Genomic DNA, 13,991 nt, shown 5'->3' on the forward strand with positions numbered 1-13,991 from the left:
GGTAGCAGTCAGGTCGTCCCGCGATTCGGACGCATCGACACTGCGGTGAGCGTAAACCTTATCGGTGTGTCGTCACCGTGAGCGCAGTGTCGAGGGGGGTTCTCAGCGGTGATTGGTCGGCTGCGCGAACGCCGGCGCGACGAACCGGCGTAGCACCTCGGCCTCCGTGCGCTCATCGCCGATGGGCAGGTACGCGAGTGAGAGCACCACGTGGACGATCCACAGCGCCGCGACGGGGTCGTCATCGGTGATTCCCGTGAGTTCGGCGGCCAGGGCGCTCAGGATCGGCGACGAATGCAGCTCGCTCAGCTGGGGAGCCGCGACCGAACTCACCGCAAGGCGCCGGATCGGGTCGGCCCTGATCTGCCGCAGGGCCACGGAGATGGCTTTGATGAGACGCTCCGAGCCGCTGAGGCCCTGGACCTCGCGCCGGACCGTGTCGGTGATCCCCGTCGCGATGCGAACGAGCGCAGCGTCGCGGATCTGCGCCTTGCCGCCCGCGTAGCGATAGATGGTCGCCCTGGAACAGTGCACCCGCCGGCACAGGGCGTCGATGTCGAACGCCTCCAGCCCGTCGCGCAGCATCAGATCGGCGGCCGCGCTGTAAATGCGTTCGGCCGCGGCCTGCCGGCGGTCGCCGCCGATGACCCAGTCCTGTCGAACCATCCCGGCTCCTTGCATCGTCGTGAGGCTATTTTCTCAACACTGAGAAAGATCTCAAGCATAGGTTCAGAATGTCCGCAGGTGGGAGGCGGTGGCTGAGACAACCGCCCGTCGCGACGGTACGCGTCGATCTCGTCTTTGCCGCGCCCCGTTGACCTTGGTGGACGAGACCGTCACGGTGGGCCGATGACCAGTGTGGAGGGAGCGCTCGGCGTCGCCCTGTTCGACGATCGGTACATCCAGGACCCGTACCCGTTGTACGAACGCATGCACGCCGCAGGGCCTGTTCATCGGATCGGTGATTCCGAGTTCTACGCCGTCACCGGGTGGAACAGCGTCAACGAGGCCGTGGCGCGCTGCGAGGACTTCTCGTCCAACCTGACCGGGACGATGATGCGCGAGGACGGCACAGTGGGCGTGTTCCCGATGGGGGAGTTGGGCGGCTCGACCCAGGTACTGGCCACCGCCGATGATCCCGTGCACGCCGCGCACCGGAAGATGCTCCTGCCGCAACTGGCGGCCAAGCGAATCCGCGGCATCGAGTCCTTCATCGTCGAGACCTCAGCGCGCATCTTCGAGATCAGCGCCCGCGGCGGTCAGATCGACTGGATGGCCACGATGGCCAACCGGTTACCGATGATGATTGTCGGACGGATCATCGGAGTCCCGGCCGAGGACACCGATAAGCTCATCCGGTGGGGTTACGCCGCAACACAATTCGTGGAGGGTCTGGTCACCCAGGATCAACTCGCCGCCGCGGGCATGTCGGTGATGGAACTCAGCGGGTACATCTCCGAGCAGTTCCAGGCTGCTGGTGCAGAACCGCGGGACAACCTGCTCGGCGACTTGGCCGCGGCGACCGATTCCGGGGAGCTGGACCAGGTCGCCGCCCTCGCCATGCTGATCACGCTGTTCAGCGCCGGCGGAGAATCCACCGCATCCCTGATCGGTTCCGCCGCATGGATTCTCGCGACCAACCCGGCCGTCCAACAGCAGGTGCGAGAAGAACCGGAGTTGCTCGGCGCATTCCTCGAAGAGGTGCTGCGTTACGAGTCGCCGTTCCGCGGCCACTACCGCCACGTTGTCCGCGACACCGAGCTTGGCGGCGTGTCGCTGCCCGCCGGTTCGCGCCTGTTCCTGATGTGGGGGGCCGCCAACCGCGATCCGGCGCACTTCGATGATCCGAATGTGTTCCGGCTCGATCGGCCGGCCGGCAAGAACCATCTGAGCTTCGGCAAAGGTGTGCACTTCTGCGTCGGCGCCGCCCTCGCCCGGTTGGAGGCCGCCATCGTCGTGGGCGATCTGCTGGAGCGCACGACCTTCATCGAGGCCGCCGAGACGGGGAGTTGGTTACCCAGTCTCCTGGTGCGTCGCCTGGAGCACTTGACCCTGCGGCTGGATTGAGAGACGCTGCCGCAGAACGCCGTTGACGCGGCGAGTGGTCACGACCTATACACTACGGCCCGTGCCGATACCCATCAGGCGGGCCGAGTCCGCAGACCTGGACGCGGCGGCGGGCACCCTCGCCGCAGCCTTCGACGATTATGACTGGACCCGCTGGACCATCCCAGCCGAAGGCTACCGCGATCGGCTCGAGCAACTGCAGCGGATGTACCTGGGTCATGCACGCGACCAGGGGGTGGTGCTCGTCAGCGACGACCTGCGCGGCGTGATCGCGCTGCTGCCGCCGTTCGCCTCACCACCGACCGCCGAATTCCAGCGCGAGGTCGCGCGACTGCATGGCGAGCGGTTGGCCGTGCTCACGCAGGCGCAGATCCCGGCGCAGCCCGAGAACGCCTGGAATCTGGCCACACTCGGCGTACATCCCGATAGCAGGGGGATCGGGCTCGGCGCGGCGCTGGTGCAGGCCGGACTTGCTGCTGTCGCCCAGGTGTCCGGCGCAGCCGCGAGCGTGGCGATGGAAACCTCAGGCGAACGCAACGTCGCGCGCTACGAGCGTGCCGGTTTCACCGTCACGGCAACGACGTTGATCGAGCAGGGGCCGACGGTCTATTCGATGGTGCACATCGCTGCGCGATGACCGCGGCATTCCACCCCATTCGTCCCGCGATCCGGATGCATCGACACTGCGGCGAACGTGAGCCCGATCGGCGTGTCGTCACGGTGGACGCAATCTCGATCACCCGGGTTATGGTGCGACGGCCCTGACCGCTACGCACACATCGGAGTACGTTGGGGACCATGACCGAGGATTGGCGAATTGATCGGGTGGATGAGATCCGGTCGTTGATCAAGGAAGCCGAACCCGACGTAGTCGAGGAGATCAAGTGGCGCAAGCCCTCCAATCCCGACGGCGTTCCGGCCTTTTCGTTGGACGGCCTGATCTGCACCCTGGAAATGTACAAAGGCAAGGTCAAGGTGAACTTCGCCAAGGGCTCGTCGCTGAACGACCCGGACAAGTTGTTCAATGCGAGCCTGCAAGCCCCCGTCGGGCGGTCGATCGACCTGCGCGAGGACGACGAGCTGGACCCCGATGCGTTCAAGGCGTTGATTCACGAGGCCGTGCGGGTCAACCGCAAAGAGTAGCGCGACACCGAGCGGCCCGTCGCCGCCGCTGCGGGCGTTCTTGGATCTTGACAGGGTAGACAGGTAGCGATGAACATCGTCGACTGCCTGCCCCGCCGCGAAGGCGACGTGGTCGTGCGGCCACTCGCCCACGCCGACGCCGCCGCATATGCCGCCGGTACCGAGGACCCCGCGGTCCGGCGGTACGGGCACCTGCCGTACGCGCAGTACACGCCGCAGAGCGTGCGGGACATGGTCGACCACGAAATCGCCCGCGGCCTCGCCGACAACTCGCTGGCGGTGTTGGCCATCGCCGACGCCGCGTCCGACGAATTCCTGGGCAGCGTGGTCCTGTTCGACGTGAACGCGGACCGGGCCGAGGTCGGATTCTGGTTGACGCCGGCAGCCAGGGGCCGGGGCGCGGCGCAGCAGGGTTTGCGTGCCGTTGCGAGCATCGCGGCGGACGCCGGACTGGGCCGCCTCGACGCCCGCGCCGACTGGGTGAACGAGGCCTCCCGCGGTGTACTGGAGTCCGTCGGCTTCGTGGAGACCGAAGGCCCCCACGACGAGCTGGCACCCTCAGGGGAGACGGTTACCGTACTGACGTTCGAACTACGTCTGGTCGGCGGACGAACGGCGTGACCGCACAACCGAACCGGCCCGATGTGCCCCGCACCCGCCTGCACGAGCTGATCTCGACGGCCGCCGCCGCGGTGCCGGACCGGGCCGCGGTGGTGGTGCCCGACGGCCCCAGCGCGACGTTCGCCGAATTCGACCGGCGGGTGCGCGGCATCGCCGGTTGGGTATCGCGCCGCACCCGGCCCGGGGATCGGGTCGCGGTCATCGCCGACAACGGGATGGACTACGCCGGGCTGTACTACGGTGTGCCGCGCAGCGGGCGGATCCTGGCGCTGATCAACCAACGGCTCAGCGCCGACGAGCAACTCGGCCAATTGAGCAGCGTAGAGCCCGCCGTGGTGCTGGGCGACGAACGGTATTTGGCCGCGCTGGGCCGCCGGGCGCCGGGACAGCTCACCGCCTTCGGCGAGGCGGATTGGGCCGAGACGGAGCCGCCGCCCGCCACCGAGGAGGGCGCGGTGCAGCCGGACGACCCGGCCTGGTTGCTGTTCACCACCGGCTCGACCGGCAAACCCAAAGGTGTTGTCCACTCGCACCGTTCACTGCTGGCGGCGGTGTCCGGGACGGTGATCGGGCGTGCGGTGGCACCGGGCGGGGTCTACCTGCTGCCGTTTCCCATGTGTCACATCGCCGGGTACAACATGCTGGTGCAGCACGCCGTGCAGGCCACCGTGCTGCCGGTGGCGGCGTTTCGCGCCCAGGATTTCATCGCCGCCGTCGAGCGCTACGGCGTGACGTCCTGTTCGATGGCACCGACCATGCTGCACAGCCTGCTGGAACAACTGGAGCACGACGACACCGCGCTGACCAGCCTGCGCGACATCGCCTACGGTTCCGCGGCGATACCCGCAGACCTGCTCCGGCGGGCGATGGCCCGGTTGGGCGCCGGCTTCCATCAGGGGTATGGGATGACCGAAACCGGCGGCAACGTCACATTTCTCGGGCCCGACGACCATCGCGCCGGGGCGCAGGGCCGCCCGCAGATCCTGGCCAGCGCCGGCCGCCCGCACCCGGACGCGCAGGTGCGCATCGGCGCGGACGGCGAAATCCTCATCCGGGGAGCTCAGGTGGCGCCGCGATCCTGGCCCGAGGATGCCCCGTTGGCCATCGACGGCTGGCTGCACACCGGTGATGTCGGACGGTTCGACGAGGACGGGCGCCTGGTGGTGATCGACCGACTCAAGGACATCGTCATCACCGGCGGCGAGAACGTGTCCTCGCGTGAGGTCGAGGATGTCCTGTCCACCCACCCGGGCGTCGAACACGTTGCCGTCGTGGGTGTCCCGGACCCGCACTGGGGCGAGGCGGTCTGCGCCGTCGTCGTCCCCCGGGCCGCGGCGAGCGTCGGCGCGGCCGAGCTCATCGCGCATGTGCGCGAACGGCTGGCCGGGTTCAAGCGTCCGCGCCACGTCCTGTTCGTCGACGCGCTGCCGCTGACCACCAACGGCAAGGTCGACAAGGCGGCGGTGCGGCGCTACGCGCGGGAGTCGTCGAGCACCACCGAAATCTCGGCGCCCAGCTCGTAGCCCGGCCGCAGGGGTAGCCGGTCCCCGCTCCAGAACGATCCGGGATCGAAATAGTTCTCCCGCTTCTCGGTGCTCAGCAGGCCCATCTCCTCGTAGGTGATGGCGACGGTCTCCGCGCAGTAGGCGGTTTCCAGCCCGGCCATGCGGCGATGCTGCTTCCCCTGCTCGGCGGATCTGCGAATCCGCTTGTGTAGCACCGGCAGTCCCCGCGTCCAGTCGCTGACCGTGGGGAGCCGGCCGCGCATCCAGCGGCCGGTCAGCCGTGCGGTGCTGGGGAACGGGGTGCCGTCCATGCGGGCGATCACCCGCATCAGCCGATCCTCCTGTTCGCGGTTCGCGTACGGGGTGAGCTGGCGCAGCCAGCACCGCTGCCCGTACTTGGTCATCCACTGCTCCACGGCGGCCCGCAGGTCGTTGAGTTGCACCCCGCGGTGATGGCTACCGGTCCAGTAGTCGAGCAGCTTGTCGCCGAGTTCGGCGTGCCAGATCAGCGGCGGCAGGTCGTCGATGGCCACCGTCATGCCCACGTGGTTGACCGGGGCGTTGGTCAGGGTCTGGATGGCCCGGTCCGGCCCGGACGCGCCGCGGAACAGCCAGATATCCCCGGTTCTGGTGGCCTCCAGGGCCTGGTCGAGCGAGACGTGTGGTTCTGGGTTGCGCGCCATCACGTGGGCAGCTTATGCAGAATGGCACGATGCGCAATGTCTGGAAGTGGATCGGGCTGGCCGGTGTCGTCGGAGTGGCCGCCGGCGGGGTCCTGGTGGCGCGGGACCAACGCCGTCGCAGGGCTTATACGCCCAACGACATCCGCGCCCGGCTGCACCAGCGACTCGCCGAAGCGGACCGCCAGCAGGCCTAGCATGAGCATTCTTCAGGTGGGCCGTCTCGAGCCTCAGCTGGCGGAACTGGTCGAGCAGAGCCATCGGCCGCTGCTGCTGCCGCCGCCGGGGCCGGACCGGGCGCGGTTCCTCGCCGAGCACGGCAACGCCGTCACCGTCGTCCTGGCCTCCGGCGGCCCCGGTCTCGACGACGAACTGTTCGCTGCCTTACCCCGTCTCGGGGCGATCGTGAACAACGGTGCCGGGGTGGACAACATCGACGTCGAGGCGGCGGCGCGGCGCGGCATCGGCGTCAGCAACACCCCCGATGTACTTTCGGACACCGTCGCCGACACCGCGATCGGCCTGATGCTGATGTGCCTACGGCGGTTCGGCGTCGCGGATCGCTATGTGCGGGAAGGTCGTTGGAGCGCCGACGGCGCGTTTCCCTACGCCCGCGACCTCACCGGCAGCGTGGTCGGGATCCTCGGGTTGGGTCGACTTGGAGCCGCCGTCGCGGAACGGTTGCAACCCTTCGATTGCACGGTGGCCTACCACAACCGGCGTCGGGTGGAGGGTTCGCCGTACCGGTACGCGGAATCGGCCCGCGAGCTGGCGCAGTCCGTGGACGTGCTGGTGGTGGCCACCGCCGGCGGCAAGGGCACCGAGAAGCTGGTCGACCGTGAGGTTTTGGCGGCCCTGGGCCCCCAGGGGTACCTGATCAACATCGCCCGCGGCAGCGTCGTCGACGAGGACGCGCTCATCGAACTGCTCTCCACCGGTGCGCTGGCCGGCGCCGGGCTGGACGTCTTCGCCGACGAGCCGCACGTCCCGGCGGCGTTGCGGGCCCTCGACAACGTGGTGCTCTTCCCGCACATCGGCAGCGCCACGAAGCGAACGCGGCGGGCGATGGCGCAGCTGACCCTGCGCAACCTCGAAAGTTATCTGTCCACAGGAGAACTGGTCACCCCGGTGGTACCACCCGCGTCGTCCTAGCGGGTGACGAACTGCACCACCACCTCGCTGAAGGCGTCGTTGTCGTCGCCGGCCGCTGTGTGGCCGGCATCCCCGAGCTCGACGAACTCGGCGTGCGGCACCTTGGCCAGGAAATCGTTGACACCGGCGGTGCTGACCACGTCCGAGAGCTTGCCGCGGATCAGCAGAATGGGGATCTGCAGCTCGATGGCGGCGTCCTCCAGCTTGTCGGTGCGTTCGAACGGATCATCGCCGGGCGCGATCAGAAACGCCGGATCCCAATGCCAGTACCAACGTCCGTCGCGCAGGCGCAGGTTCTTCTTGAGGCCCTCGGTGCTGCGTGGCTTGGTCCGGTGCGGGAGATAGGCCGCCACCGCCTCGGCGGCTTCCTCCAGCGAATCGAAGCCGTCGACGTTGCCGAACATGAAGTCGCGGATGCGGGCGCTGCCGGACTTCTCGAACCGCGGCACCACGTCCACCAGGACAAGTTTGGTGACCTTCGCGCTGCCGGCGAGGTGGGCGACGAGGATTCCGGTGAGCCCGCCCATGCTGGCGCCGATCAGCGCCACGGGCCGACCGACGGCATCGATGACCTGCAGCACGTCGTCGGCCATGCTTTCCAGCGCGTAGTCGGCGCCGGGTGCACGGTCGCTGTCACCGTGGCCGCGGGTGTCCAGGGCGAGGACGTGGAAGCCCTGGTCGGCCAGGATCTGTCCGGTGTTCTTCCAGGAGAACCGGTTCTGACCGCCGCCGTGCAACAGGAGGATGCTCGGGCGTTCGGCGTCGGCGTCGCCGCCGGGCCGGTTCCACTCGTCGGCGACCAGGGTGATGCCGCCGGCACCGGTCAGCTCGACGGTCTGCGCTGTGCTCACCGGGCTGACGTTACCGAGTCGGGTTCTCCTGCGAGCGCCGCCGCGCATCGCCCGCGACGTCCGGGCCCAGCGGCGACACGCCACGGAAACCGGGCGTGCCATGGCCTGTCGTGCGAAGACGCGGCGGGGTAGTGACCTATGCCGCCCGCCCGTCTGCCGTGTGTGCAAAGATTCAGGCGGCCTACCGGCTAGTAGGTAAGCGCGAAGGTCTGTTGAAAGCGCCCATCGACGAAGATGCGGTGAGGTACCTTTTCGGCAGTCCTGTGCCAGCAGTCACAGTGGTCACGCAGGAAGCAGGTGTCGCATGTCGGGAGGTGATCAGCCGCATATGCAGCAGACGATCCCGCCCAGCCTGAGTCCCTTCGGGGCAGCGGCTGCCGCCAGGGAGGACGCGTCATGACCACCGCCGCCGCGTTCGCCAAGCCCGTCCGCTCGGTCGGTGGCTTCTTCGCGATGACGCTGGACACCTTCGTCGCGATGTTCAAGCCGCCGTTCGCCTGGCGCGAGTTCATCCTGCAGGCGTGGTTCGTTGCGCGGGTATCCATCGTCCCGACGTTGATGCTGGCGATCCCGTTCACCGTGCTGTTGGTCTTCACCTTCAACATCCTGTTGGTGGAGTTCGGCGCGGCGGACTTCTCCGGAACCGGCGCCGCCATCGGCACCGTCACCCAGATCGGCCCCATCGTCACGGTGCTCGTGGTCGCCGGGGCCGGCGCCACCGCCATGTGCGCCGACCTGGGGGCCCGCACCATCCGCGAAGAACTCGACGCGCTGCGCGTCATGGGCATCAACCCCATTCAGGCGCTCGTCGTACCGCGCGTGCTCGCCGCCACCCTGGTCGCCCTGATGCTGGCGTCGTCGGTGGTCGTGGTGGGGATCGCCGGCGGGTTCATGTTCTCGGTGTTCCTCCAACACGTCACCCCGGGCGCGTTCGTGGCCGGTCTGACGCTGATCACCGGCCCCGCCGACGTCGTCATCTGCCTGGTCAAGGCGACGCTGTTCGGCCTGTCCGCCGGCCTGATCGCTTGCTACAAAGGCATTTCCGTGGGAGGCGGCCCCGCCGGTGTCGGCAACGCCGTGAACGAGACGGTGGTGTTCACCTTCATCGCGCTCAATGTCATCAACCTGCTGGTGACCGCCGTCGGCGTGCAGGTGACGACATGACCGCCGCGCCGAGTACCGCGATGCGGGTGCGCCGCACGCTGGGGGAATGGGGCGAGGGCTGGAACCGGATCGGCCGCCAGACCAAGTTCTACGGCTACACGCTCAAGGGCGTGTGGGACGCCGTCATCTACTACAAGGGCGAAGTCATCCGTTTGATGGCCGCGATGGGCCTGGGCGCGGGTGCGCTCGCGGTCATCGGCGGCACCATCGCCATCGTCGGCTTCCTGACGCTGACCACCGGCGCGTTGGTGGCGGTCCAGGGCTACAGCCAGTTCGCCTCCATCGGCGTCGAGGCCCTGACCGGATTCGCGTCGGCCTTCTTCAACGTGCGGTTGATCGCGCCGCTGACCGCCGGGGTCGGCATGGCCGCGACCATCGGCGCCGGCGCCACCGCGCAGCTCGGCGCCATGCGCATCAACGAGGAGATCGACGCGCTGGAGGTGATGGGCATCCGCACCATCGCGTATCTGGCGTCGTCCCGGGTGATCGCCGGTGTGATCGTGGTGATCCCGCTGTACTGCGTCGCGGTGCTGATGTCGTTCTTCGCGGCCCGGGTGGGCACCACCATGTTCTACGGGCAGGCCACCGGCGTGTACGACCACTACTTCCGGACGTTCCTCAACCCGGTCGATCTGATCTGGTCGTTCCTGCAGGCCGTGGCCATGGCGCTGGTGATCATGCTGGTGCACACCTATTACGGCTTCACCGCATCCGGCGGCCCCGCGGGCGTCGGCGAGGCGGTGGGTCGCGCGGTGCGCACCTCGCTGATCGTCGCCTCGCTGGTAACCGTGATGATCTCGCTGTCCGTGTACGGGCAGTCCGGCAACTTCAACCTGTCGGGGTAGCGGAGATATGGAACACGACGAAAAGGGCCTGCGCCCGGCATGGTGGACGGTCATCCTGATCGCCTTTCTGGCCTTCCTGGTGTGGCTCACCGCGGCGCTGTTCACCGGTTCGCTGAACAAGTACGTCAACGTCACCCTGACCTCGGAGCGTTCCGGGTTGGTCATGGAGTCCGGCGCCAAGGTCAAGCTGCGCGGCGTGCAGGTCGGCCGGGTCAGCACCATTCACGGTGGCGGCACCGGACCCGACGCCGTGTCCCTGCGGTTGGAGATCGAGCCGGACCAGGTCCAGCACATCCCGGCCAACGTCGGCGCCCAGATCCGCGCGACCACGGCCTTCGGCGCCAAGTTCGTCGACCTCATCTACCCCGACGACCCCAGCCCGGACCGACTGGTCGACGGACAGGTGCTCAAGTCGGAGAACGTCAGCACCGAGGTGAACACGGTCTTCCAGAACCTCGTCGGGGTGCTGAACCAGGTCGACACCTCCAAGCTCAACGCGACCCTCTCGGCGCTGGCCGACGGTGTGCGCGGCGAAGGCGAGCGCATCGGACAGGCCACCACGGACGCCAACGAGGTGCTGCTGGCCCTGAATCCGCGCGCGGACACCATCCGCACGGACTGGCAGTCGCTCAAGGGCTTCAGCGACGCCTACAGCGCCGCGGCGAACAACATCGTCACCACCCTGGACGCCGCGAGCACCACCAGCGTCACGGTGGTCAACAACTCCGAAGCGTTGGATGCGTTGCTGCTCAACGTCATCGGGCTGTCCAACAGCGGCATCGAGTTGCTGGCCCCGAACCAGGCCAACCTGATCAAGGCGATCAACGTCCTCAAGCCGACGACCAACCTGCTGCACAAGTACAACCCGCAGTACACCTGCATGCTCGTCGGCGCGCACTGGCTGCTGGAGAACGGCGGCTACGAGGCCACCGGCGGCAACGGGAAGTCCTTCATCGTCGACGGCGGCGCGCTGGCCGGTGACGACCAGTACCGCTACCCCGACCACCTGCCGATCATCGGCGCCAAGGGCGGCCCGGGCGGCAAGCCCGGCTGTGGTTCGCTGCCCATCGTCGACGAGAACTGGCCGGTGCGCGCACTGGTGACCAACACCGGTTGGGGCACCGGGGTCGACATCCGACCCAACCCGGGTATCGGCTTCCCGGCCTGGGCCAACTACTTCCCGGTTACCCGTGGCGTGCCGCAGCCGCCGAGCGTGCGCAACCTGTTCGGCGGGCCCGCGCCCGGCCCGAACGTCGGCAACCCGCCGAAGGTCATCCCCGAGCCGGGTGACTACCCGTACGGCGCGCAGATGTACGCCCCGGACGGCACCCCGCTGTGGAACAACCTGCCCCCGGCGCCGCCGCCCGGCGCGCCCCGGGACCCCGGCCCCACCCCGGGCTCGGAACCGTTCGTGGTCCCGTTCCCCGGAACGGTGCCCTTCCCGAACCCGCCCCCACCGGTACCGGCGGCACCGACGCCGTAACCGCACCGACCAACACCGTGTCCTGACAACCCGTATGGAGAGGTAAACCGCAATGCGAGGCAACCTGGGAGCCGCCGCCTGGCGCCTGGCGGCGTTCATCGCGGTATGCCTGCTGGGGATGTTCGCGCTGTTCGCGGTGTTCGCGGAACTCCGGTTCGAGAAGTCCAGCGACTACCGGGCGCACTTCGCCAACGTCTCCGGTCTGGAGGACGACGACTTCGTCCGCATCGCGGGGGTCGAGGTTGGCAAGGTCAAGAAGATCAACGTCAACGACGACGGCACCGTCATGGTCGACTTCGCGGCCGACCAGTCGGTGGTGCTGACCGAGGGCAGCCGCGCGGTGATCCGCTATGACGACCTCATCGGTGGCCGCTACCTGTCGTTGGTCGAAGGCGCCGGCGTCACCGAGCGGCTGAACCCGGGGGACACCATCCCGCTGGCCCGCACCCAGCCCGCTCTGGATCTGGATGCGTTGATCGGCGGCTTCCGTCCGCTGTTCCGTGCGCTGGAGCCCGAACAGATCAACGCGCTGTCGGGTCAGCTGATCAGCGCGCTGCAGGGGCAGGGCGCGACCATCGGCTCGTTCCTGTCGCAGACGGCGTCGTTGACCAACACACTGGCCGACCGCGATCAGCTGATCGGCGAGGTGATCGTCAACCTCAACACGGTGTTGGGTTCGCTGGCCGGCCAGAGCGAGCAGTTCGACAAGGGTGTGGTGGCCATTTCGGAACTGGTCGAGACGTTGGGTGAGCGTAAGCAGGACATCGCCAACGGGATCGCCTACACCAGCGAGGCGGCCGGCACCGTCGCGGATCTGTTGTCCGCCGCGCGCCCGCCGCTGCAGAAGGTGATCACCGAAACCGATCGGTCGGCCGGTCTGGTCCTCGCCGACCACGACTACTTCGACAACGTGCTCAACACGCTGCCGGATTCGTACCAGGTGCTCAACCGACAAGGTATATACGGCGACTTCTTCAGCTTCTATCTCTGCGATATCTCGTTGAAGCTCAACGGCAAGGGTGGTCAGCCGGTGTATGTGAAGGTGGCAGGCCAGGACACGGGGAGGTGCACGCCGCGATGAAGTCATTCGCAGAGCGCAATCCCTTCGTGATCGGTCTGGTGGGCATCGTCGGTGTGGCGCTCCTTGTTCTGGCGGCGCTGAACTACCAGCAGCTGCCCGGCTTCAACCAGGGCAAGACCTACTCCGCGCACTTCGATGACGCCGGCGGCTTGTACGACGGTGCCGAAGTGCAGGTCTCGGGCTTCGCCTCGGGCAAGGTCACCGGTATCTCCCTGGACGGTCAGCAGGTGCTGGTGAAGTTCAAGGTCAACAAGAACCTTCGCCTCGGCGACCGCACCGAGGCCGCCATCAAGACCAAGACGGTGCTGGGCACCAAGTACCTCGACGTGATCCCGCGCGGCGACGGCCGGCTCGAGGACACGATCCCGGTCGATCGCACCACCTCGCCTTACCAGCTGCCGGACGCGCTGGGCGACCTGACCATGACCATCAGCGGGTTGAACACGGACCAGCTCTCCGACTCGCTGCGCGTGCTCTCCGACACGTTCGCCGACACCCCCGCGGATCTGCGCGTCGCCGTCGAAGGGGTGGCCCGGTTCTCCGACGTCCTCAACGAGAAGGACGCCCAGCTGCGGGAGCTGCTGGCCAACGCCAACAAGTCGACCGGAGTGCTCGCCGAACGCAGCGAGCAGGTCGTCACGCTCGTCGGGAGCACCAACGCGCTGCTGGCAGAGCTGCAGAGCCAGAGCGCGGCGCTGGACCAGATCTCCGGGAACATCTCCACGCTGAGTCGTCAGCTGCGCGGCTTCATCGCCGAGAACCGCGAGACCATGCAGCCGGCGTTGGAGAAGCTCAACGGCGTGCTCGCCACCATCGACAACCGCCGCGACAAGGTCGCCAAGTCGCTGAACATGCTCTCCACCTATGCGTTCTCGCTGGGCGAGACGGTGGCGTCGGGTCCGTTCTTCAAGTCCTACATCGCCAACCTGCTGCCGGGGCAGTTCGTGCAGCCGTTCATCGACGCGGCGTTCTCCGACCTGGGCCTCGATCCCAACGTGTTGTTGCCGTCCGAGCTCACCGATCCGCAGGTGGGTCAGCCCGGTACCCCGGCGCTTCCGGTCCCGTACCCGCGCACCGGCCAGGGCGGCGAGCCGCGCCTGAATCTGCCCGACGCGATCACCGGCAACCCCGGCAACCAGGCCTGCGGGCCGCCCGGAATCCCGTTGTCCGGCACCAATTGCTACCCGTACCGCGAGCCGGGTCCGGCTCCGGCACCCGGTGGCCCGCCGCCGGGACCGCCGGCGGCCGCCCCGGCCGGGGTGGCGTCCACGCCGCAACCGAGTCGACCGCCGATGCAGCACACCGCTCCGGGGCAGGTGCCCCCGGTGACGCAGGCCGTGGTGCCGGCTCCGCAAGGACCGCCGCCCGGCCCCGCTGAAGGGGAGGCCGGACAGTGACG

15 protein-coding genes are annotated in these 13,991 nt (G+C 68.0%); 12 read left to right on the plus strand and 3 right to left on the minus strand.

All coding sequences use genetic code 11. The features are described from left to right. Nucleotides 1–102: 102 nt before the first annotated feature. Complete coding sequence (locus R2K23_RS05350) at nucleotides 103–666, minus strand: TetR/AcrR family transcriptional regulator (protein WP_316514905.1); 564 nt, start codon at nucleotides 664–666, stop codon at nucleotides 103–105. A gap of 183 nt (nucleotides 667–849) precedes the next feature. On the opposite strand from R2K23_RS05350, the gene R2K23_RS05355 reads away from it, so the two are divergent. The 5 genes from R2K23_RS05355 (at nucleotide 850) to R2K23_RS05375 (ending at nucleotide 5,354) form a co-directional block, all read left to right on the plus strand. After that, nucleotides 850–2,067 (plus strand): cytochrome P450, encoded by a 1,218-nt coding sequence (locus R2K23_RS05355; protein WP_316514907.1) that lies wholly within the window; start codon nucleotides 850–852, stop codon nucleotides 2,065–2,067. Between the two features lie 61 nt (nucleotides 2,068–2,128). Then, a complete protein-coding gene (locus tag R2K23_RS05360) occupies nucleotides 2,129–2,704 on the plus strand; it encodes a GNAT family N-acetyltransferase (protein WP_316514909.1) in 576 nt (191 codons plus the stop codon). Nucleotides 2,705–2,865: 161 nt separating this feature from the next. Continuing rightward, a complete protein-coding gene (locus R2K23_RS05365; RefSeq protein ID WP_316514911.1) occupies nucleotides 2,866–3,210 on the plus strand; it encodes a DUF1801 domain-containing protein in 345 nt (114 codons plus the stop codon). A gap of 69 nt (nucleotides 3,211–3,279) precedes the next feature. Beyond that, nucleotides 3,280–3,831, plus strand: a complete 552-nt coding sequence (locus R2K23_RS05370; RefSeq protein WP_316514913.1) for a GNAT family N-acetyltransferase — start codon at nucleotides 3,280–3,282, stop codon at nucleotides 3,829–3,831. Further along, nucleotides 3,828–5,354, plus strand: coding sequence for an AMP-binding protein (locus tag R2K23_RS05375; protein ID WP_316514915.1), 1,527 nt, complete (start codon nucleotides 3,828–3,830; stop codon nucleotides 5,352–5,354). The genes R2K23_RS05370 and R2K23_RS05375 overlap by 4 nt, the downstream gene beginning before the upstream one ends. Here R2K23_RS05375 and R2K23_RS05380 read toward each other — a convergent pair. Next, nucleotides 5,303–6,019 (minus strand): guanylate cyclase, encoded by a 717-nt coding sequence (locus R2K23_RS05380; RefSeq protein WP_316514917.1) that lies wholly within the window; start codon nucleotides 6,017–6,019, stop codon nucleotides 5,303–5,305. The two genes, R2K23_RS05375 and R2K23_RS05380, sit on opposite strands and share 52 nt — an antisense overlap. Before the next feature lie 29 nt (nucleotides 6,020–6,048). On the opposite strand from R2K23_RS05380, the gene R2K23_RS05385 reads away from it, so the two are divergent. Together R2K23_RS05385 and R2K23_RS05390 are read left to right on the plus strand one after the other, a co-directional pair. Beyond that, complete coding sequence (locus tag R2K23_RS05385) at nucleotides 6,049–6,213, plus strand: hypothetical protein (protein ID WP_316514919.1); 165 nt, start codon at nucleotides 6,049–6,051, stop codon at nucleotides 6,211–6,213. 1 nt (nucleotide 6,214) lies between these two features. After that, a complete protein-coding gene (locus R2K23_RS05390; RefSeq protein WP_316514921.1) occupies nucleotides 6,215–7,168 on the plus strand; it encodes a 2-hydroxyacid dehydrogenase in 954 nt (317 codons plus the stop codon). On the opposite strand, the gene R2K23_RS05395 is transcribed toward R2K23_RS05390, so the two are convergent. Continuing rightward, nucleotides 7,165–8,019: an alpha/beta fold hydrolase gene (locus R2K23_RS05395; RefSeq protein ID WP_396893093.1), complete on the minus strand. Its 855-nt coding sequence runs from the start codon at nucleotides 8,017–8,019 to the stop codon at nucleotides 7,165–7,167. The genes R2K23_RS05390 and R2K23_RS05395 overlap by 4 nt on opposite strands. Before the next feature lie 396 nt (nucleotides 8,020–8,415). Here R2K23_RS05395 and R2K23_RS05400 point away from each other — a divergent pair, with 396 nt between their 5' ends. Genes R2K23_RS05400 through R2K23_RS05420 form a run of 5 tightly spaced genes read left to right on the plus strand, consistent with a single transcriptional unit; the run spans nucleotide 8,416 to nucleotide 13,989 of the window. Next, nucleotides 8,416–9,183: an MlaE family ABC transporter permease gene (locus R2K23_RS05400; protein WP_316514923.1), complete on the plus strand. Its 768-nt coding sequence runs from the start codon at nucleotides 8,416–8,418 to the stop codon at nucleotides 9,181–9,183. Further along, complete coding sequence (locus R2K23_RS05405) at nucleotides 9,180–10,028, plus strand: ABC transporter permease (protein WP_316514925.1); 849 nt, start codon at nucleotides 9,180–9,182, stop codon at nucleotides 10,026–10,028. The genes R2K23_RS05400 and R2K23_RS05405 overlap by 4 nt, the downstream gene beginning before the upstream one ends. A gap of 7 nt (nucleotides 10,029–10,035) precedes the next feature. Continuing rightward, nucleotides 10,036–11,511 (plus strand): MCE family protein, encoded by a 1,476-nt coding sequence (locus R2K23_RS05410; RefSeq protein ID WP_316514927.1) that lies wholly within the window; start codon nucleotides 10,036–10,038, stop codon nucleotides 11,509–11,511. Nucleotides 11,512–11,563: 52 nt separating this feature from the next. Beyond that, nucleotides 11,564–12,592 (plus strand): MCE family protein, encoded by a 1,029-nt coding sequence (locus R2K23_RS05415; protein WP_316514928.1) that lies wholly within the window; start codon nucleotides 11,564–11,566, stop codon nucleotides 12,590–12,592. Next, nucleotides 12,589–13,989, plus strand: coding sequence for an MCE family protein (locus R2K23_RS05420; protein ID WP_316514930.1), 1,401 nt, complete (start codon nucleotides 12,589–12,591; stop codon nucleotides 13,987–13,989). The genes R2K23_RS05415 and R2K23_RS05420 overlap by 4 nt, the downstream gene beginning before the upstream one ends. Nucleotides 13,990–13,991 lie beyond the last annotated feature (2 nt).

It is taken from the genome of Mycolicibacterium sp. MU0050 (assembly GCF_963378085.1).
In the GTDB taxonomy this organism is placed as follows: Bacteria; Actinomycetota; Actinomycetes; order Mycobacteriales; family Mycobacteriaceae; genus Mycobacterium; species Mycobacterium wendilense.